This window comes from Frigoribacterium sp. MEB024, from assembly GCF_000878135.1.
Lineage (GTDB): Bacteria > Actinomycetota > Actinomycetes > Actinomycetales > Microbacteriaceae > Frigoribacterium.
Genome location: NZ_JXQZ01000023.1, coordinates 63,496 through 82,529 on the forward strand (window position 1 = coordinate 63,496; position 19,034 = coordinate 82,529).

The 19,034-nt window shown below is 71.2% G+C and carries 17 protein-coding genes; 4 read left to right on the forward strand and 13 right to left on the reverse strand.

Features of this window, described 5'->3' with window-relative positions; translation table 11 throughout:
• Positions 1-112: 112 nt before the first annotated feature.
• The 4 genes from SZ60_RS05510 to SZ60_RS05525 form a co-directional block, all read right to left on the reverse strand.
• On the reverse strand, positions 113-1,147 hold the full coding sequence (locus tag SZ60_RS05510) for a hypothetical protein (RefSeq protein ID WP_231567057.1): 1,035 nt from the start codon (positions 1,145-1,147) through the stop codon (positions 113-115).
• 8 nt (positions 1,148-1,155) lie between these two features.
• Positions 1,156-2,463 (reverse strand): sensor histidine kinase, encoded by a 1,308-nt coding sequence (locus SZ60_RS05515; protein ID WP_052505186.1) that lies wholly within the window; start codon positions 2,461-2,463, stop codon positions 1,156-1,158.
• Positions 2,453-3,163: a response regulator gene (locus tag SZ60_RS05520; protein ID WP_369700691.1), complete on the reverse strand. Its 711-nt coding sequence runs from the start codon at positions 3,161-3,163 to the stop codon at positions 2,453-2,455. Before SZ60_RS05520 ends, SZ60_RS05515 begins: the two co-directional genes overlap by 11 nt.
• Positions 3,164-3,234: 71 nt before the next feature.
• Positions 3,235-4,476: a class I SAM-dependent RNA methyltransferase gene (locus SZ60_RS05525; RefSeq protein ID WP_043594396.1), complete on the reverse strand. Its 1,242-nt coding sequence runs from the start codon at positions 4,474-4,476 to the stop codon at positions 3,235-3,237.
• 26 nt (positions 4,477-4,502) lie between these two features.
• On the opposite strand from SZ60_RS05525, the gene SZ60_RS05530 reads away from it, so the two are divergent.
• The 4 genes from SZ60_RS05530 to SZ60_RS05545 all read left to right on the forward strand — a co-directional run bounded on the left by SZ60_RS05530 (position 4,503) and on the right by SZ60_RS05545 (position 9,635).
• On the forward strand, positions 4,503-5,192 hold the full coding sequence (locus SZ60_RS05530) for a nucleoside triphosphate pyrophosphatase (protein WP_043594398.1): 690 nt from the start codon (positions 4,503-4,505) through the stop codon (positions 5,190-5,192).
• 79 nt (positions 5,193-5,271) lie between these two features.
• Positions 5,272-7,029 carry a biotin carboxylase N-terminal domain-containing protein gene (locus SZ60_RS05535; RefSeq protein WP_043594400.1) on the forward strand — a complete coding sequence of 586 codons (1,758 nt, stop codon included), beginning with the start codon at positions 5,272-5,274 and terminating at the stop codon, positions 7,027-7,029.
• Between the two features lie 60 nt (positions 7,030-7,089).
• A complete protein-coding gene (locus SZ60_RS05540) occupies positions 7,090-7,923 on the forward strand; it encodes a purine-nucleoside phosphorylase (RefSeq protein ID WP_043594401.1) in 834 nt (277 codons plus the stop codon).
• A gap of 8 nt (positions 7,924-7,931) precedes the next feature.
• The gene (locus SZ60_RS05545; RefSeq protein WP_043594452.1) at positions 7,932-9,635 is read left to right on the forward strand and encodes a phospho-sugar mutase; all 1,704 of its coding nucleotides are present in this window, start codon (positions 7,932-7,934) and stop codon (positions 9,633-9,635) included.
• Between the two features lie 114 nt (positions 9,636-9,749).
• Here the strand turns inward: SZ60_RS05545 and SZ60_RS05550 are convergent, their stop codons facing one another.
• The 9 genes from SZ60_RS05550 to SZ60_RS05590 all read right to left on the reverse strand — a co-directional run bounded on the left by SZ60_RS05550 (position 9,750) and on the right by SZ60_RS05590 (position 18,889).
• Complete coding sequence (locus SZ60_RS05550; RefSeq protein ID WP_043594402.1) at positions 9,750-10,022, reverse strand: PTS sugar transporter subunit IIB; 273 nt, start codon at positions 10,020-10,022, stop codon at positions 9,750-9,752.
• Positions 10,023-10,050: 28 nt separating this feature from the next.
• A complete protein-coding gene (locus SZ60_RS05555) occupies positions 10,051-10,497 on the reverse strand; it encodes a PTS sugar transporter subunit IIA (RefSeq protein ID WP_043594404.1) in 447 nt (148 codons plus the stop codon).
• A gap of 2 nt (positions 10,498-10,499) precedes the next feature.
• A complete protein-coding gene (locus SZ60_RS05560) occupies positions 10,500-11,621 on the reverse strand; it encodes an adenosine deaminase (protein ID WP_043594406.1) in 1,122 nt (373 codons plus the stop codon).
• Between the two features lie 135 nt (positions 11,622-11,756).
• The gene (locus SZ60_RS05565; RefSeq protein WP_043594407.1) at positions 11,757-13,052 is read right to left on the reverse strand and encodes a thymidine phosphorylase; all 1,296 of its coding nucleotides are present in this window, start codon (positions 13,050-13,052) and stop codon (positions 11,757-11,759) included.
• A gap of 83 nt (positions 13,053-13,135) precedes the next feature.
• A complete protein-coding gene (locus SZ60_RS05570) occupies positions 13,136-13,573 on the reverse strand; it encodes a cytidine deaminase (RefSeq protein WP_082059899.1) in 438 nt (145 codons plus the stop codon).
• Complete coding sequence (locus SZ60_RS05575) at positions 13,570-14,859, reverse strand: ABC transporter permease (RefSeq protein WP_082059900.1); 1,290 nt, start codon at positions 14,857-14,859, stop codon at positions 13,570-13,572. Before SZ60_RS05575 ends, SZ60_RS05570 begins: the two co-directional genes overlap by 4 nt.
• A complete protein-coding gene (locus SZ60_RS05580) occupies positions 14,856-16,130 on the reverse strand; it encodes an ABC transporter permease (protein WP_043594409.1) in 1,275 nt (424 codons plus the stop codon). Before SZ60_RS05580 ends, SZ60_RS05575 begins: the two co-directional genes overlap by 4 nt.
• On the reverse strand, positions 16,127-17,647 hold the full coding sequence (locus SZ60_RS05585; protein WP_043594411.1) for an ABC transporter ATP-binding protein: 1,521 nt from the start codon (positions 17,645-17,647) through the stop codon (positions 16,127-16,129). The genes SZ60_RS05580 and SZ60_RS05585 overlap by 4 nt, the downstream gene beginning before the upstream one ends.
• 156 nt (positions 17,648-17,803) lie before the next feature.
• Positions 17,804-18,889, reverse strand: coding sequence for a BMP family protein (locus tag SZ60_RS05590; protein WP_043594413.1), 1,086 nt, complete (start codon positions 18,887-18,889; stop codon positions 17,804-17,806).
• Positions 18,890-19,034: the final 145 nt, after the last annotated feature.

A 19,034-nucleotide genomic window follows, 5' to 3' on the forward strand; every position in this document is an offset into this window, starting at 1 on the left:
GTCAGGGCGGCATTCGGGTTGCCGCCCTGACTCGAGGTCTCGGAAGGGCCGGACGATCGTCCGGCCCTTCTTCACGTCGTGGGTGCCGGCCGCGCCGAGAGCCGCCGGACGATCAGGGGGCCGAGCGAGGGATCTGCAGCCAGAGCTGGACTTCGTCGCCGTCGTCGTCCTCGTCCGCGTCGGCCGAGACCCCGCGGCCCAGCGCGCTCGACGACAGGTCTGCCGAGCCGAGCCCGACGACCGTGACCGCGTCGTCTCCCCCGCCCTGAACGGTCCGGACGATGATGCGATCGGCGACGGATTCGCGCAGGGCCCCGGCGAGCACGCCATGCACCCGTCGCAGATCCGTCGGTCCGAGGTCGTCGATGCCTCCTTCGTCGAGGAGACTGACGACGGCTCCGCGGCGGCGCGCCGCCATGACCTCGTGACGGACGTCGTCGTCGAGGAGGCGCCGGCCCCGGATCTCGTCCCGGATCGCTCCCTCGAGGTTGAGGCACTCCTGTCGCTCGGCCGCGGTCAGGTCGCCGTGTCGGCTGACGATGGTCTGGAGCATCGGCCGCGCCGTCCGACCCGTCTGGAGCAACCGGTACTGACGCTCGTTCACGTGGGCTTCCTGCGCGGCCTGCCAGTCCGCCGCTTCGTGCTCGGCGAGGATGAACTCGCGCGTCTCGCGCCCCGCGCGGGTGAGCGTGCTCGACATCGCATGGCTGAAGGCGACCCAGACCACGCTGCCGACGATGCCGAGGTCGGCGATCTGTTCGAGCCCGGCCCACAGCACGCCGTGCACCGCCATGAAACCGACCCCGAGCCAGGCGAAGCCCTGTCGACGCCTCGTGGACACGATCACCATGAGCGTGCCCACGGCGGCCACGTACCAGGTGGCGTAGCCGTTCTTCACCGAGCTGTCGAGCCCGGAGGTCACGACGAGCGGCAGGACGATGCTCACGGCCAAGCAGAACGAGGCCATCCACACGGGCATGATGACGTGCTTGCTGGGCCACAGCACCGCCACGGTCGCCGCGGCGTACAACGCCATGCACGCGACGACGGGCAGCGGATCGGTGAACCGGTCCAGTGACACCGCGGCCAGGACCAGGTGGTACGCCGAGAAGACCGCGGCCAGCGACACGATCAGCCACCGCGGCACGGAGACCCTCACGCGGTGCCGCCCGAGGCGCCCGCCGCGTCGGTGGGGTCGGCCGAACGGTCGGGGGTCCGGCCGCCGTCGAGGAGAGCGTCGACCGGCCACCGCAGGCGCACGAGGGTCCCCCGACCCGGTGCCGAGTCGATGGTCGCGAGCCCGCCGGCGTTGTTGAGCCTCTCGTGGATCGAGACGCGGACTCCGAGACGCTCCGTCGGCACCGTCGTCGGTTCGAAGCCCTTGCCCGTGTCGCCGACCTCGACGGTCGTCAGGCCGGCCTGGTCACGGGTCACGCGCACCCAGCGCTCCACACCGGGCCCGTCGCCGGCGTGCTGCGAACTGTTGACGAGGGCCTGGACGGCGGCCGAGTAGAGCGCCTCGGCGGCCGTGGACGGGATGCCGTCGCCCTCGATCGGGCCCCGGCGCAGCTCGACCTCGACACCCAGGTCGGCCACGGCGGCCTCGATGCGGTCCACCATGTCGGCGATCGTGGTGTCGGACTCGTCGAACGGCGTGGTGCTCGCCGCGGCCGAGAGGTGGGACATCGCGTTCCGGGCCATGTTGGTCGACAACTCGCGCTCGTCCGGCGACCACGCCCTGGCCGCCTGGATGAAGGTCGTGAGGACGCTGTCGTGGACGATGGCGTCGACCTGCACCCGCTCGAGCTCGGTGGCGTGCTCGCGGATGGCCTCGGAGTACCGCGCGACGGCGGTCGCCTGGGCCTGGTCGACGTTCGCTGCCGCCTGGCGCAGGATCACCACGAGGATCAGCACGGCGCCGCCGAGCAGGATCGCGTAGACGGAGTCGAGGGTCGCCCGCTGCGTGGAGACAGCGCCGCCCGACGGCGTGAGGCGGATGAAGCCGTAGACGGCGGGGGCGACGAAGAGGTAGCCGGTGGCGATCCAGGTCGAGAACGCCGAGGCGGCCGAGGCCGTCGCGACGGTGCAGAGGTACCAGAGCCACGGCACGCTCGACTGGACCTCGCTGGGGTCGTCGACGGCGAGGGGCCAGGTGACCAGGGCGATCAGGTAGGCGATGGCGACGAAGGCCTCCACCGTCGTGACGCCGCGCTGGACGAGGCTCGCCACGACCAGCGCGAAGAACCCGCCGAACATCGCCAGGCCGATGACCCAGGCCCACGCGAGTTGCATGCTGTCGACCTGACCGATCATGCCGGGCAGTGCTTGCAGGCCGAACACGAGTCCGGCCGCGGCGATGATGCGCCCCAGCACCTTGTCGAGCAGGGCGCGGCTGATCGGATTGCGCGGGGGCCGGAGAGCTCCGAGCGGGATCGGGGCGCTCAGTCGACCCTCAACGGCCATCGCCGCCGTCTGCGTCGAGCCCCGGCAGGATGCCGTCCTCGACGGCACGACGGAGCAGGTCGACCTTGGTGGGCGCCGGTCGGCCGACCTCGACGTACTTGACCCGGATGCGGTCGAGGTACTCGCGGGCCGTCGAATAGCCGATGCCGAGCTGCTGGGCGGCGAGCTTCAGCGGCAGGCCCGAGGCGTAGAGGTGCAGGATCTCGCGCTCGCGACGGCCGAGCTGGGCCTTGGCGAAATCGCGGTCGGCGTCGATCGCGCTCGCCCATTCGAGGTTGTTCAGCACGTCACCCCGGGCGACCGTCGCGACGGCGGCCATGACGGTCTTCGTCGCGGAGGACTTCGGGATGACCCCGGCCGCCCCCGCGGCGAGCGCCTCGCGCACCGAGGCGACCCGGTCGGCGATGCTGTGGACGAGGACGGCGGAGCCCGTGGCCTGGACCCGCTTGACGTTCTCGGTGACGGTCGAGCCGTCGCCGAGCGACAGGTCGAGGACGACGACGTCGACCTCGCGACCCGCGAGGTTCTCGACGAACTCCTGGACGCCGGCCGCGGTGAGGATCACCTCGAAGCCCTCGTTCTGGCAGGCGGCCTGGATGCCGAGACGCACCGACTCGTGGTCGTCGACGACCGCGACTCGCACGGGTACGGTCTCGCGGGTGGCGGTGGGGGTCTCGGTCGTGAGGTCTGACACGGTGATCCTTCTGTCGGCGTGTGCCCTGGTCCCTGAATCCCGGGCGTGCACGGGGTACATCGTAACGGGATCGCGGCTCAGGCCGGCAGCAGGCGCACCACCGTCTCGACGTGGTGCGTGTTCGGGAAGAGGTCGTAGGCCTGCAGGGCGTCGAGTTCGTAGCCGCGCTCGGCGAAGAGGGCGACGTCGCGGGCGAGGGCGACCGGGTCGCACGCGACGTAGACGACCTGGGCGGGGCGCAGGGCCGCGATCTCGGACACGACGTCGCGTCCCGCACCCGAGCGGGGCGGGTCGAGGACGACCGTCGCGGCCGCGAGGCGCTCGCGCTCGGCGTCGCCGGCCTGTGACGCGGTCTGCCGCAACCAGCGCTCCACCCGTCCGGTCACGGCCGACGCACCGATCCACTCGGCCAGGTTCTCGGAGGCGTGCTCGGTGGCCCGCTCGTCGCTCTCGACGCTCGTGATGCGGGTCCCCGCACCGAACCGGTCCCCCACGGCGGCCGCGAGCAGTCCGACCCCGCCGTAGAGGTCGAGGTTGGCACCCTTCGGGTCGAAGCGCTCGGGGTCGATCATGGTCTGCACGGCGGCGGTGAGCGTGGCGGCGGCCTCGCGGTGGACCTGCCAGAACCCGCCGTCGTCGAGGCGGAACTCGCGGTCACCGACCACTTCGGTGATGGTCGATCGGGCCTGACGTCCGATGATCAGGCGCGCGCCTCCCACGCTCGGGGCGACGACGTCGACGTGTTCCTCGCCGGGGAAGGCATCGCCCAGCGGCGCCACCTCGGCGACCTCCGGGGACGCGAGCGGCAGGTCGGGCACGTGCACGACCCGGTGCGAGCGCGCGGCGTACTGACCGGGACGCCCCTCGGCGTCGAGGTGCAGGCGCAGGCGTGTGCGCCACCCCGTGCCGCCGCGGTCGTCGTCGCCGGGCAGTGCCTCGACCGAGACCCGTCCGTCGGCGTCGGCGACCCCGCCCATCCGGGTGAGTGCGTCGACCACCACGCGCCGCTTCAGCTCGCGCTGGTGGGCGAGCTCGATGTGCCCGAACTCGGCCCCTCCGGCGCGGTCGGCCGGATCGACCTCGAGGGCGGCCGCTCCCCACACGTGTGGTCGGCGGTGCTCGCTCGCCTCGAGGACCCTCACCGTGTCGGCCCGCCAGAAGGCCTTCTTGCGGTCGTCGGCGATGCGCGCCACGACCTTCTCGCCGGGCAGGGTGTCGGTCACGAACACCACCCGCCCGTCGAGTCGGGCCACCGAGATGCCCCCGTGTGCGATGCCCGTCACGTCCAGTTCGACCTCGCGGCCCAGCATGTCTCCCATGCGTCGAGTCTGACAGGCTGGGCGGCATGACCGTCCCGCTCTACCTGGCCAGCACCTCCCCCGCCCGTCTCGCACTGTTGCGCGCCGCCGGCATCGAGCCGGTGCTGATCAGCCCCGGCGTCGACGAGGAGGCCGCGGTCGCCGCCGAGTCGGCACGTCTCGGCCGAGACCTCACGGCGGCCGAGACGGTGCAGCACCTCGCCCGGCTCAAGGCCGAGGCCGTGCTCGACACCGTGGTCGACGGCCGCCCCCTGGACGGGTTGGTGCTCGGGGGCGACAGCGCCTTCGAGTTCGACGGCGAGGTGCACGGCAAACCGCACGAGCCCGCGCTGGCGCTCGACCGGTGGCGTCGCATGGCCGAGATCGGCCACGGCACCCTCTGGTCGGGCCACTGGCTGGTGGACCACCGCGGCGGCGCTCCCCGAGTCACCGCCGACGCCCCGTCAGGAGGCGCGGGCCGGGTCGCGAGCGCGTCTCTCACCTTCGCCGACGACCTCGACCCGCACGAACTCTCGGCCTACGTCGAGACGGGCGAGCCGCTCGAGGTCGCGGGTGCCTTCACGATCGACGGTCGTGCGTCCGCGTTCATCACGCACATCGAAGGCACCCCGAGCGCCGTCGTGGGTCTCTCGGTGCCCGTGTTGCGGTCGCTCGTCCGGGGCTTCGGCGTGCCGTGGCACGAGCTGTGGACCTCGGCGACCGCCGGGTCCTTGTAGGTTCTGCCCCGCGCCTCCTGGTCCTTTTTGTGCACGTCAGCCAAAGGCAGGCGCGAACCGCGCAATAGGGTGGGGAACTATGCCGCGTATCAGCAAGGTCCTCATCGCCAACCGTGGAGAGATCGCCGTCCGCGTGATCCGGGCCGCGCGTGACGCCGGAATCGGCTCGGTGGCGGTCTACGCCGACCAGGACCGCGACGCCCAGCACGCCCGCCTCGCCGACGAGGCCTACGCCCTGGGTGGCACCACGAGCGCCGAGACCTACCTCGTCATCGACAAGATCCTCTCGGTCGCCCGCCGCTCGGGTGCGGACGCCGTCCACCCCGGCTACGGCTTCCTCGCCGAGAACGCCGACTTCGCCCGAGCCGTCCAGGCCGCGGGCCTCGTCTGGATCGGCCCGTCGCCCGAGGCCATCGAGCAGCTCGGTGACAAGGTCTCGGCTCGTCACATCGCCGAGCGCGTCGGGGCGCCGCTCGCCCCCGGCACCCTGAACCCCGTCTCGGGCGCCGACGAGGTCCTCGAGTTCGTCGACCAGCACGGCCTGCCCGTCGCGATCAAGGCCGCCTTCGGCGGCGGTGGGCGCGGCCTCAAGGTGGCCCGCACCCGCGACGAGGTCCCCGAGCTGTTCGACTCGGCCACCCGCGAGGCCGTGGCCGCCTTCGGCCGCGGCGAGTGCTTCGTCGAGAAGTACCTCGACCAGCCGCGCCACGTCGAGACGCAGTGCCTGGCCGACTCGCACGGCAACGTCGTCGTCGTGTCGACCCGCGACTGCTCGCTGCAGCGCCGCCACCAGAAGCTCGTGGAGGAGGCCCCCGCGCCGTTCCTCACCGACGAGCAGACCACGAAGTTGTACGAGTCGTCCAAGGCCATCCTGCGCGAGGTCGGCTACGTCGGCGCGGGCACCTGCGAGTTCTTGATCGGCAAGGACGGCACCGTCTCGTTCCTCGAGGTCAACACGCGCCTGCAGGTCGAGCACCCCGTGTCCGAAGAGGTCACCGGCCTCGACCTCGTCCGCGAGCAGTTCCGTCTCGCCGAGGGCGGCGTGCTCGACTACGACGACCCCGAGGCCCGCGGCCACTCGTTCGAGTTCCGCATCAACGGCGAGGACGCCGGCCGTGGGTTCATGCCGGCCCCCGGTCCGATCCACGTCTTCAAGGCCCCGGGAGGCCCCGGCGTCCGCGTCGACAGCGGCGTCCAGGCGGGTGACGAGATCAGCGGTTCGTTCGACTCGCTCCTCGCCAAGCTGATCGTCACCGGCTCGTCGCGTGAGGACGCCCTCGAGCGCTCGCGTCGGGCCCTGGCCGAGTTCGAGGTCGCCGGCCTGCCGACGGTGCTGCCGTTCCACCGCGCGATCGTCGACGACCCCGCCTTCGCGCCCGCCGACGGCGCCCCGTTCTCGATCTACACCCGCTGGATCGAGACCGAGTTCGACAACACCATCCCCGCCTGGAGCGGCGAGGCCGAGGCCCCGCGCCCGACCGACGCACGCGACACCGTCGTGGTCGAGGTGGACGGGAAGCGACTCGAGGTCTCGCTGCCGGCCGGTCTCGGGTCGCGCACCGCACCTCCTGCGGTCGCCCCCAAACGCCGCGGCGCGCCCCGCTCGTCGGTCGTGACCGCGACCGGCGCCGAGGTCAAGGCGCCGATGCAGGCCACCGTCGTGAAGCTCGCCGTCGAGGCCGGTCAGCAGGTCGTCAAGGGCGACCTGGTGCTCGTGCTCGAGGCGATGAAGATGGAACAGCCCGTCGCCGCCCACCGTGACGGCACCGTCTCGGGCATCGCGGCCGTCGTCGGCGAGACCGTCTCGTCGGGCCACGTCCTGCTCAGCATCGACTGAGCCCGCGCCGGGCCCCGCGGCGACCGGGGACGCGGGTCGGCAGACCTTAGAGTGGACGCCATGTCTGAGACCACCACGCACCCACTCGACGACCGCGCCGCCGACCCCTTCGAGGTCGCCCGCACCGCCGCCGCCGAGATCGCCGAGAAGACCGGCATCGCCCGACACGACATCGCCCTGACGCTGGGCAGCGGTTGGGCCAAGGCCGCCGACCTGATCGGCGAGACCGTGGCCGAGGTCCCGGCCACCGAGATCACCGGGTTCGCCGCGTCGGCCGTGGTCGGCCACACGAGCTCGATCCGCAGCATCGCCCTGCCTTCGGGCAAGCACGCCCTCGTCATGGGTGCCCGCACGCACTACTACGAGGGCCACGGCGTGCGTCGGGTCGTGCACGGCGTGCGCACGGCCGCCGCCACGGGCGCGTCGACCATGATCCTGACGAACGGTGCCGGCGGCATCCGAGAGACCTGGAAGCCCGGCACACCCGTGCTGATCAGCGACCACATCAACCTCACGGCGGACTCGCCCCTCGAGGGCGCGACCTTCATCGACCTGACCGACCTCTACTCGACGCGACTGCGCGACATCGCGCGCGGGATCGACCCCGACCTCGACGAGGGCGTCTACACGCAGTTCCGCGGCCCGCACTACGAGACGCCGGCCGAGGTGCAGATGGCGAAGGCGATCGGCGGCCACATCGTCGGCATGTCGACGGCCCTCGAAGCCATCGCCGCCCGCCAGTCCGGCATGGAGGTGCTCGGCATGTCGCTGATCACGAACCTCGCCGCGGGCATCCAGAAGACCCCCCTCAGCCACGCCGAGGTGCTCGAGGCCGGGCGCGACGCCGAGGCCAAGATCAGCGACCTGCTCGCCCGCATCGTGGCGGCCCTGTGAGCGGCGACGTGACGGGGGCCCGCAACGAGGACTCCGCGGTCTCGTCCGACCTCGAGCAGCTCATCGCGACGGCCACGGCCTGGCGCGACCAGGACCCCGACGACGAGACGCGTGACGAGCTCGGCCGGCTGCTGAGCCGTGCCGGTGCCCACGACGCCGACGCCGCCGCCGACCTCGCAGACCGCTTCGCCGGTCGCCTGCAGTTCGGCACCGCCGGCCTGCGCGGTGCCCTGGGCTCGGGCTCGAACCGCATGAACCGCGTGCTCGTGGCGCAGGCCGCGGCCGGCTTCGCGGCCTTCCTGCGGGGCCGCGAGGCGCATCCCTCGATCGTCATCGGCTACGACGGGCGCAAGAACTCCGACGTCTTCGCGCGCGACACCGCCGAGATCATGGCGGCGGCTGGCGTGACCGCGACGATCCTGCCGCGGGCCCTGCCGACACCGGTGCTGGCCTTCGCCGTGCGCCACCTCGACGTCAGTGCGGGCGTCATGGTCACCGCGAGTCACAACCCGGCGCAGGACAACGGCTACAAGGTCTATCTCGGGGGCGTCGACGCCGGATCGCAGATCGTCTCGCCGGTCGACGGCGAGATCGCGACCGAGATCGAGAAGGCGGCGCAGTCTCCCGTCACCCACCTGGCGCGTTCCGACGACTACCGCGAGGCCGGCGACGACCTCGTCATGGAGTACGTCCGACGCACAGCCTCCGTGGCCGGGACGGCTGCGACCGGTCGTCAGCCGCGCGTCGTCTACACCGCGATGCACGGCGTCGGGTGGGAGGTCGCGCGACGCGTGTTCGCGACCGCGGGCTTCGCCGAGCCGATCCCCGTCGGTGAGCAGAGCGCCCCCGACCCGGCGTTCCCGACCGTGGCCTTCCCCAACCCCGAAGAGCCCGGGGCCCTGGATCTCTCGTTCGCCACGGCCGAACGTGTCGAGGCCGACCTGGTCATCGCCAACGACCCCGACGCCGACCGGCTCGCGGTGGCGATCCCCGTCGACGGTGGGTGGCGTCGACTCAGCGGCAACGAGGTCGGCTCGCTGCTCGGCTGGCGCGCCGCCGAGCGCGCGCGTCGGGACGACCGCGACGGCACCCTGGCCGCGAGCATCGTCTCGTCCCCCGCCCTGCGCGAGATCGCCCGCGTGCACGGGCTCGACTACGTCGACACCCTCACCGGCTTCAAGTGGGTCTCCCGCGTCGGAGGACTGCTCTACGGCTACGAGGAGGCCCTCGGCTACCTCGTCGACCCGGACGTCGTCCGCGACAAGGACGGCATCTCGGCCGCCGTCGACCTGTTGGCCCTCGCGACCGAGTTGCACACGGCCGGGTCGAGCCTGGCCGAGCACCTCGTCGCCTTCGACGAGCGGTTCGGCGCCTACGCCTCGTCGCAGATCTCGATCCGGGTCGACGACCTCGCCACCATCACGGCGCTCACCGACGGTCTGCGTCGACGACCCCCGGCGACGATCGGCTCGCACCGCGTCGACCGCGTCGACGACTTCCGCGACGGCTTCGGGGCCTTCCCCGCGGGCGACATCCTGCGCTACTGGCTGACCGACGGCTCGCGCGTCATCGTCCGCCCGAGCGGCACCGAGCCGAAGCTCAAGGTCTACATCGACGCGTCGAGCACCGAGGGCGACGCCGTCGCCCGTCGGACGGCTGCCGAGGCGGCCGTGGCCGACCTCGACGCGGGCATGCGGGCCCTGCTGACCTGACGGTCGGGGCGGTGACCGCCCGGACGACGGAAGAGACCCCGGATGCACGATCTGCGCCTCCGGGGTCTCCCTCGTCGTGGCCGGTGCGGTTCGCCCCGGTGCCGCCCGCCGCGCTCAGCCGAGCGACTTCTGCAGCTTCTCGGTCAGCTCGGCCTGGTCGAAGTGGTTCTGGATGACGATGACGTCGGCGAACGTGGAGCCGATGGCCTCGACGAACTCGGCCGACGTGAGGATGACCTGTGCGTCGTCTCCGACCGAGGCGATCGAGCCGATGTCGGCGGCGACGACGTCGGCCTCGATGTCGAGCTTGGCCAGGACGCGCTCGGCGTTGACCTTGAGGATTCCGCTGCTGCCGATGCCGGCGCCGCAGATGGTGACGATCTTCATGGGGCTGTCTCGATCCGTCGTGGGAGGGTCAGGCGGGGACGCCCATCAACCGACGCACCTCGTCGACCGAGGTGGCGGCCGCGAGGGCGGGGATGACGGAGGCCTCGTTGAAGACGTTCGCGAGGTCGGCGATCGATTCGAGGTGGCCGCCGACGGTGACGATCGCGAGGCCGAGGACCACGCTGACGGGATCGTTGTGTGGGTGGCCGAAGGGCACGGGCTCGGCCAACGTGACCACCGCGAGGCCGTCGCGCACCACGTCGTCGCCCGGACGGGCATGGGCCAACACGAGGCCCGGCGCGATGACCACGTAGGGGCCGTGCTCGTCGATCATGCGGACCATCTCGTCGCCGTAGCCCTCGCGGGCGGCGCCGGAGTCGACCAACGCGTGCCCCGCGACACGGACGGCCTCGCGCCAGTCGGCGACCCGGGCACCGATGACGACCGCCTCGTCGGGCAGCGGAGGGAGAGCCATGCTCAGACCCCCTCGAAGCCGGCGGTGATGCGGTCGGCCAGCGCTTCGCGGTCTTCGAGGGGCAGGAAGCACGACGCGGCGGCGTTGAGCTGGAAGGTCTCGTGGTCGTCGAGGTCGTAGTCGAAGGCCTGGCTGAGGAGGGCGAGCTCTTTGCAGAGACTCGTGTCGCTCATCAGACGGTTGTCGGTGTTGACCGTCACGCCGTAACCGAGCTGGTAGAGCAGGTCGAAGGGGTGGTCGTCGAGGTCCCTGCCCCAGGCCGCGATGGCACCGGTCTGCAGGTTGGACTGCGGTGACAGCTCGAGCGGGATCTCGCGGTCGCGCACCCACGAGGCGATGGGCCCGATCTCGACCGTGGAGGTCGACCCCTTGCTCGCGACGACGCGGATGTCCTCGGCGATGCGGACACCGTGGCCGAGTCGGAGGGCCCGCCCGTCGATCAGCGCGCCACGGATGCTGTCGAGGCCGTCGGCCTCGCCCGCGTGCACCGTGACGGGCATGAACTCGCGGGCCAGCAAGTCGAAGGCGACCTTGTGGTCGGCGGCCGGGTACCCGGCCTCGGGACCGGCGATGTCGAAGGCCAGCACGCCGTTCTCGCGATGGCGGACCGCGAGCTGGGCGATCTCGAGCGATCGCTCGCCCTGGCGCAACGCACTGAGGATCTGCCCGACCGAGATCTCGTACCCGTCGGCGGCGAGCGAGCGCACAGCCGACGCGAAGCCCGCCTGCACCGCCTCGACCGCCTGGTCGAGGGTGAGCCCCTGCCGCTGGTGCTGCTCGGGGGCCCAGCGGACCTCGGCGTGGACGACACCGTCGGCGGCCAGGTCGAGGACGAACTCGTGGGCGACCCGGGTCAACTGGTCGGCGGTCTGCATGACCGCGACCGTGAGCTCGAAGGTGGCGAGGTAGTCGACGAGGGTGCCGGAGTCGGCGTTCTCGACGAACCAGCGACGCAACGCCTCGGGTTCGGAGGCGGGGAGGTCGACGCCGGCCTCGACCGCGAGGTCGACGACGGTCTCGGGTCGGAGGCCCCCGTCGAGGTGGTCGTGCAGCGAGACCTTGGGCAGGGCCGCGAGCCGCGGGCCCCCGTTCGGCAGCCGGTAGTCCTTGTCGGGAGCGCTCATGCCCTCAATCTACTAGCGGTCCGGCCGACGACTCTGGACGCGCGCCACGAGAGAGGTGCGCGCACAGCGAGAACCGGCACCGCGCCTCCTGGACGGAGGCGCGGTGCCGGAGGATCGTCCGTCGGACGAGCCCGGTCAGCCGATCCGCTCGGCGACGATGGAGCGCGCCGCCGGCGCCTCGTCGCCGATCGCCCACGCCCCGTCGACGGCCTCGAGGGCGCGCTCGAAGCGGCCGGGCTCGTCGGTGTGCAGCGTGAACAGGGGCTGGCCCTCGGTGACCCGGTCGCCCGGCTTCGCGTGCAGCTCGATGCCCGCGGCCGCCTGCACCGGGTCCTGCTTGCGGGCACGACCGGCACCGAGGCGCCAGGCACCGATGCCGAACGGCAACGCGTGCTGCTCGGTCAGGTAGCCGGTGCGCTCGGCGGTGACGACGTGCGTCTCTCGGGCCGTCGGCAGCGCCGCGTCCGGGTCGCCGCCCTGGGCGCGGATCATGCGCTTCCAGGCGTCCATCGCGCGGCCGTCGTCGAGGGCGGCCTCGACGTCGGCGTCGGGTCGACCCGCCAGGGTCAGCATCTCGCGGGCGAGGGCGACGGTGAGTTCGCGGATGTCGGCCGGGCCGCCGCCGGCGAGGGTCTCGACCGACTCGCGCACCTCGAGGGCGTTGCCGATGGTCAGGCCGAGGGGCACGTTCATGTCGGTGAGCAGGGCCGTCGTCGCGACGCCGGCGTCGGTGCCGAGGTCGACCATCGTGCGGGCCAGCTCGCGCGACCGCTCGATGTCCTGGATGAACGCGCCCGATCCGAACTTGACGTCGAGGACGAGCGCCGCGGTGCCCTCGGCGATCTTCTTGCTCATGATCGACGACGCGATCAACGGGATGGCCTCGACCGTGCCCGTGATGTCGCGGAGCGCGTAGAGCTTGCCGTCGGCGGGGGCGAGGCCCGAACCGGCGGCGCAGACGACGGCGCCGCTGTCGGCCATGATCTCGCGCATGCGGTCGTTCGAGATCGACGCCTGCCAGCCCGGTATGGACTCGAGCTTGTCGAGTGTGCCGCCGGTGTGCCCGAGGCCCCGGCCCGAGAGCTGGGGCACGGCCACGCCGAACGAGGCGACCAGCGGGGCCAGGGGCAGGGTGATCTTGTCGCCGACGCCGCCGGTCGAGTGCTTGTCGACGGTCGTCTTGCCGAGCCCGGTGAAGTCCATCGTCTCGCCGGACCGGATCATGGCCATGGTCATGTCACGGATCTCGCGACGCTCCATGCCGTTGAGGAAGATCGCCATGGTGAGTGCCGACATCTGCTCGTCCGCCACGTAGCCGCGCGTGTACGCGTCGATCAGCCAGTCGATCTGCCCGGTGCTGAGGGCGTCGCCGCCCCGCTTGACGCGGATGAGGTCGACGGTGTCGAACGGTTCGACGGCGTTCTGGGTCACGGCGGGGCTCCTAGCGGTGGTGCGGTGGGTGGTGCGAGGGCGCGACCACGGGGTCGCGACCGGGAGGGACGAGGAGGCGCGGGTCAGCCCTGCGAGGCGCGGTACGCCTCGAGCTGCCGCGGTCCGAACGCGTCGGGGATCACCTCGTCGATGGTCTTGAAGCCCGAGACGGTGTCGAGGACCATGGCTTCGTCGGAGTGTTCGTAGAGCAGCTGACGGCACCGCCCGCAGGGCATCAGGACCCCGCCGTTGCCGTCGACGCACGCGAAGGCGACCAGACGGCCGCCTCCCGACATGACGAGGTCGGACACCAGTGAGCACTCGGCGCAGAGGGTGATGCCGTACGAGGCGTTCTCGACGTTGCAGCCCGAGACGATCCGACCGTCGTCCGTGACGGCCGCGGCCCCCACGGGGAAGTTCGAGTAGGGGACGTACGCCTTGCGCATGGCGTCGCGGGCGGCCCCGCGGAGGGCGTCCCAGTCGGTCTCGGCGACGACCGACTCGCTGCTGCGGGCGGTCACGACTTGATGTAGGGCTTGCCCGAGGCCGCGGGGCCCCGGGACTGCCCGACCAGGCCGGCGACCGCGAAGATCGTCACGACGTACGGCAGCATGAGCATGAACTCGCTGGGCACCGGCGAACCGATGGCCCCGAGCACGTTCTGCAGGTTGCTCGCGAAGCCGAAGAGCAATGCAGCGAGCGTGGCCCGGATCGGGTCCCACCGACCGAAGATGACCGCGGCCAGGGCGATGAAGCCGGCCCCCGCCGTCATCTCTTTCTGGAAGTTGCCGAGCGAGCCGAGCGTGAAGTACGCCCCGCCGAGGCCTGCGATGGCCCCCGCGAGGGAGACGTTCCAGAAGCGGGTGGCGTTGACCTTGATGCCCACGGTGTCGGCCGCCTGCGGGTGCTCGCCGACCGAACGGAGGCGCAGCCCCCACCGCGTGCGGAAGAGACCGTAGAAGACGACCGCGATCGCGATGTACATGAGGTAGACGATGATCGTCTGACGGAAGAAGACCGGCCCGACGATCGGGATCTGGCTCAGCACCGGGATGTCGAGCTGCGGGAAGCGCACCCCGCGGTTCAGCGATTCCGACTTCGACAGCACCTGCGAGTACAGGAAGCTGGTCAGGCCCGTGACGAGCACGTTGAGCACGACGCCGACGATGACCTGGTCGACGATGTACCGGATGCTGAAGACGGCGAGCACCATCGACACGAGCACGCCCGCGATCATCGCCCCGACCAGGCCGACGTAGGCCGACCCGGTCGCCGAGGCGACCATCGCCGAGACGAAGGCCCCGGCGAGCAGCTGCCCCTCGATGGCGACGTTGACGACGCCGACCCGCTCGCTGATCACGCCGCCGAGGGCGCCGAAGATCAGCGGGGTGCTGAGCGCGAGCGCGCCGAGGAGCAGACCGGGCACCGGGATGGTCTGACCGGCGCTCGCCCACGTGAGGAAGCCGAGCAGGAAGAGGACGCCGAACACGGCGATCAGCCAGATCGGCACCTTCTCGAAACGGACGGCGCGCAGCACGGCGACGACGGTGATGAGGGCCAGGAGCACCGTGAGCACGATGCCCGTGCCCGCCGCCGGCAGGACCGCGTCGGGCAAGGCGAAGAAGTCGGTCGCGGTCGACAGGCGGAAGGTGCTCTCGCCGTCTCTCGCCAGGCCGAGGAAGAGCACGGCGGCGACGACGGTGAAGATCGCGAACGCGATCGGGGCCTTGAGGCTGCGGGTCGTGGTCCGGGCCAGGTCGGGCGACGGTGCGGCGGGGACCGCCGTGTCGGGGGTGAGCGTGCTCACTTGGTGACCACCGCCTCCTTGTTCGAGGCCTTGCGCACCGGGCGGAGGCCCGGGGCCGGCAGACGGAAGATCGCTCGGACCAGCGGGGGCGCGGCCACGAACAACACGATGAGGGACTGCACGACGAGGACGATGTCGATCGGCACGCCGTTGGCGGCCTGCATCGAGTACCCGCCTGCCTTGAGCGCCCCGAAGAGGACACCGGCACCGAAGACGCCCCACGGCCGCGAGCGACCGAGCAGCGCGACCGTGATCGCGTCGAAGCCGATGCCGGCGTCGATGCCCGAGGTGAAGCCGCTGGTGAGCGTGCCGAGCACCTGCGTCGACCCGGCGACACCCGCGAGCGCACCGGAGATGAGCATCGCGTAGAGGTAGATGTTCTTGACGTTCATGCCGGCCGTTCGGGCCGCGTGCGGGTTCTCGCCCACGGCACGGAACCGGAAGCCGAGCGTCGACCGGTTGATCAGCCACCAGACGACGGCCGTGATGACGATGACCAGCACGAAGCCCCAGTTGAGGTTGTACCGGGCCCCGAACAGGTCGGGCAGGATCGCGGTGTCGAGCGTGGCGGGCGACTTCGGGTTCGCACTGCCCGGGGCCTGCAGCAGGCCCTGCGTGCGCAGCATGAAGGCGAGCAGGTAGAAGGCGATGTAGTTGAGCATGATCGTGAGGATCACCTCGTGGGCGCCGGTGCGGGCCTTGAGCAGACCCACGATGCCGCCCCAGAGCGCACCGGCCGCGATGCCGGCGGCGAGGGCGAGCGGGAGGTGCACGGCGAGCGGCAGGTGGAACGAGAATCCCACCCACCCGGCGGCGGCCGAGGCCATCAGCATCTGCCCACGGGCACCGATGTTGAACAGGCCCACGCGGAACGCCACCGCGACGCCGAGGCCCGCGGCGATGAGCGGCACGGCGTAGTTGAGCGTCTCGGTCAGCGGACGGATGCCCGCCGCGAAGCCGTCGACCCGGAAGTTGTAGATCGCGCCCTGGAAGAGCGACGAGTACGACCCGCCGACCGCGGCCCAGAACGCCTGGAAGAAGTCGGCCGGGCGTGAGAAGAAGTACCCCAGGGTGCCCTGGACGGTGGTGTCGGTGAACCCGATCAACAGGCCGGAGACGACGAGGGCCAGCACGACGGCGAGCACCGAGATGGCCGCGTTGCCCGTCGTGATCTCTCGCAGGAGGCGCGAGCCGCGTCCCTCGGCCGACTCCGGTGACGACGGGGCGGGTGGTGTGCCCTGGCCCTGCGTGGTGGTCGTGGCGTCGCTCACGCTGCCTGCTCCGTTCCCTGCGGCATCTCGCCGGCCATCATGAGCCCCAGCACGTCGCGAGGGGTGTCCGCCGGCACGATGCCGACGATGGTGCCGCGGTACATCACGGCGATGCGGTCCGCCAGGGCGGCGACCTCGTCGAGCTCGGTCGAGACGACGATGACGGGCACGCCCTGGTCGCGTGTCTCGACGATGCGCTTGTGCACGAACTCGATCGAGCCGACGTCGATGCCCCGGGTGGGCTGGGCCGCCACGAAGAGCCGCAGGTCGCGGCTCAGCTCGCGCGCCAGCACGACCTTCTGCTGGTTGCCGCCCGAGAGGCGGCCGGCGGGAGTCGTGATGCCCTGGGTGCGGATGTCGAACTCCTTCACCTTGGCCACGGCGAACGCCGCGAGGTCGGCGAGCTTCAACGAGCCACGCTTCACGAAGGGGCCGGACTGCGAGCGGTCGAGCATGAGGTTCTCGGCGACGGTGAACTCGCCCACGAGTCCGTCCTGGTTGCGGTCCTCGGGGACGAAGCCGACACCGGCGTCGAGCACCTGGCGGACGCTGCGACCGGTGATGTCGCGTCCGTCGAGCGAGACGCGGCCCTCGACCCGTGGCTGCAGGCCGAGGATGGCCTCGGTCAGCTCGGTCTGGCCGTTGCCCTGGACGCCGGCGATGGCGAGGATCTCGCCCCGGCGGACCTCGAACGACACGTCGTCCACGACGACCTGCCCGATGGGATCGACCACCCGGAGGTTCTGGACCACCAGGGCGGGCTCGCCGGCTCGGGCCGGTGCCTTCTGGACGGTGAGCTCGACGGCGCGACCGACCATGAGCGAGGCGAGCTCGGCGTTCGAGGCGGTCGGCTCGGCCTCGCCGACGACCTTGCCCAGGCGGATCACCGTGATGCGGGTGGCGACCTCGCGCACCTCGCGGAGCTTGTGGGTGATGAAGACGATGGCGGTGCCGGCGTCGCGCAGCTGACGCATGATCACCATGAGCTCGTCGGTCTCTTGCGGCGTCAGGACGGCGGTGGGCTCGTCGAACACGAGCACCTTCGCGTCGCGGGACAGGGCCTTGATGATCTCGACGCGCTGCTGCACGCCGACGGGCAGCTCTTCGACCAGGGCGTCGGGGTCGATGTCGAACCCGAACCGGCTGCTGATCTCACGCACCTTGGCACGGGCCGCGGCGAGGTCGAGCCGTCCACCGGACTTGGTCTCTTCGTGGCCGAGCATGACGTTCTCGGCGACGGTGAACACGGGGACGAGCATGAAGTGCTGGTGGACCATGCCGATGCCGGCGCCCATGGCGTCGCCCGGGCCCGAGAAGTGCTGGACGGCGTCGTCGAGCAGGATCTCGCCCTCGTCGGCCTGGTACAGGCCGTAGAGGACGTTCATCAGCGTGGACTTGCCGGCACCGTTCTCGCCGAGCAGGCAGTGGATCTCGCCGGGCTCGACGGTCAGGCTGATGTGGTCGTTGGCGGTCAGTGCGCCGAATCGCTTGGTGATGCCCCGCAGTTCGAGCTTCATCTCAGGTGGCTACCTCGGGTCTAGGCATTCGGGTCGGTCGGACGGCACCGGGTCGGCGGCCCGCCCACGGGCGTTGAGAGGGCCGGGAGCGACGGGGTGACCGTCGCTCCCGGCCCTGGGTCAGTCGATGCTAATCGATGACGGGAGGTGCTTTCGTCAGCTGGTGAGCGCCGACGGCGACTCGACCTCGATCGAACCGTCGATGATGCCGGCCTTGATGGTGTCGAGCTCGTCCTGCAGACCGGAGTCGACCTTGTCGGCGTAGTCGTGGAACGGGGCGATGCCGACGCCGTCGTTCTCGAGCGTGCCCACGTAGGGCGTGCTCGAGAACTTGTCCTCGCTGGCCTGCGTGACGACCGCGTCGGTCGCCTGCTTGATGCCCTTCAGCACCGAGGTGAGGAAGAGGTCCTTGTTGGCGCTGTCGGTCTCGTAGGTGTCGCTGTCGGCACCGACCAGGACGACGTCCTTGCCGGAGTCGCGGATCGCCTCGGCGGCGCTCTGGTAGATCGGGCCGCCGACCGGCAGGATGACGTCGGCGTTCTGGTCGATCAGCGTCTGGGCGCTCTGCTTGGCCGTGGTGCCGGCCTCGAAGCCGCCCGTGAAGCTGCCGGTCTGGGAGTCGACGTCCCAGCCGACGACCTTGACGTCCTTGCTCTTCTGCTCGTTGTAGTACTTCACGCCGTCGGCGAAGCCGTCCATGAAGATCGTGACGGTCGGGAACTGCATGCCGCCGAAGGTGCCCACGACGCCCGTCTTCGAGTAGCTCGCCGCCGCGTAGCCCGCGAGGAACGCGGCCTCGGAGGTGTTGAAGGTGATCGGCTGCACGTTGTCGGCCGTGATCGACGCGTCGTCGATGGTGGCGTAGTTGATGCCCGAGTTCGCCTCGGCCGCCGACTTGGTCGCGTCGGCGAGTGCGAAGCCGACCGTGACGATCAGGTTGCAGCCCTGGTCGGCGAGGTTCGACAGGTTGGCGTCGTAGACCGTCTCGTCGGCCGACTCGACCGTCTTGGGGGTCGACCCGATGGCCTTCGCGGCCTCGGTCAGGCCCTCGTAGCCGAGCTGGTTGAACGACTTGTCGTCGAAGCCGCCGGCGTCGGAGACCATGCAAGGGACGAAGTCGCTCGAGGCGCCGCTGGTCGAGCCAGAGCCGCTCTCGGGGGCCGAGGCACAGCCGGCCAGGATGACGGCGGTGCTCGCCAGGGCGAGGCCGCTGAGCACGGCCTTGCGCGCAGTTGTAGTCAAGTTGTCCTCCAGGGTGCAGCCCGGCACGAGGCGCGCCGGGTGGGTATGGCTGACAGATTACCTACTGTGACGAGCGTCGCCGACCCTCGGGTGGTAGCGATGCCGAGGCGTTACACAGTCGCGACCACGACTTAACGAACACGAA

Coding starts and splice junctions, on each gene's coding strand:
- SZ60_RS05535 (WP_043594400.1), top strand. CDS start 5,272: ATGCCGCGTATCAGCAAGGTCCTCATCGCCAACCGTGGAGAGATCGCC.
- SZ60_RS05540 (WP_043594401.1), top strand. CDS start 7,090: ATGTCTGAGACCACCACGCACCCACTCGACGACCGCGCCGCCGACCCC.
- SZ60_RS05550 (WP_043594402.1), bottom strand. CDS start 10,022: ATGAAGATCGTCACCATCTGCGGCGCCGGCATCGGCAGCAGCGGAATC.
- SZ60_RS05585 (WP_043594411.1), bottom strand. CDS start 17,647: ATGAAGCTCGAACTGCGGGGCATCACCAAGCGATTCGGCGCACTGACC.
- SZ60_RS05525 (WP_043594396.1), bottom strand. CDS start 4,476: ATGGGAGACATGCTGGGCCGCGAGGTCGAACTGGACGTGACGGGCATC.
- SZ60_RS05515 (WP_052505186.1), bottom strand. CDS start 2,463: ATGGCCGTTGAGGGTCGACTGAGCGCCCCGATCCCGCTCGGAGCTCTC.
- SZ60_RS05560 (WP_043594406.1), bottom strand. CDS start 11,621: ATGAGCGCTCCCGACAAGGACTACCGGCTGCCGAACGGGGGCCCGCGG.
- SZ60_RS05530 (WP_043594398.1), top strand. CDS start 4,503: ATGACCGTCCCGCTCTACCTGGCCAGCACCTCCCCCGCCCGTCTCGCA.
- SZ60_RS05555 (WP_043594404.1), bottom strand. CDS start 10,497: ATGGCTCTCCCTCCGCTGCCCGACGAGGCGGTCGTCATCGGTGCCCGG.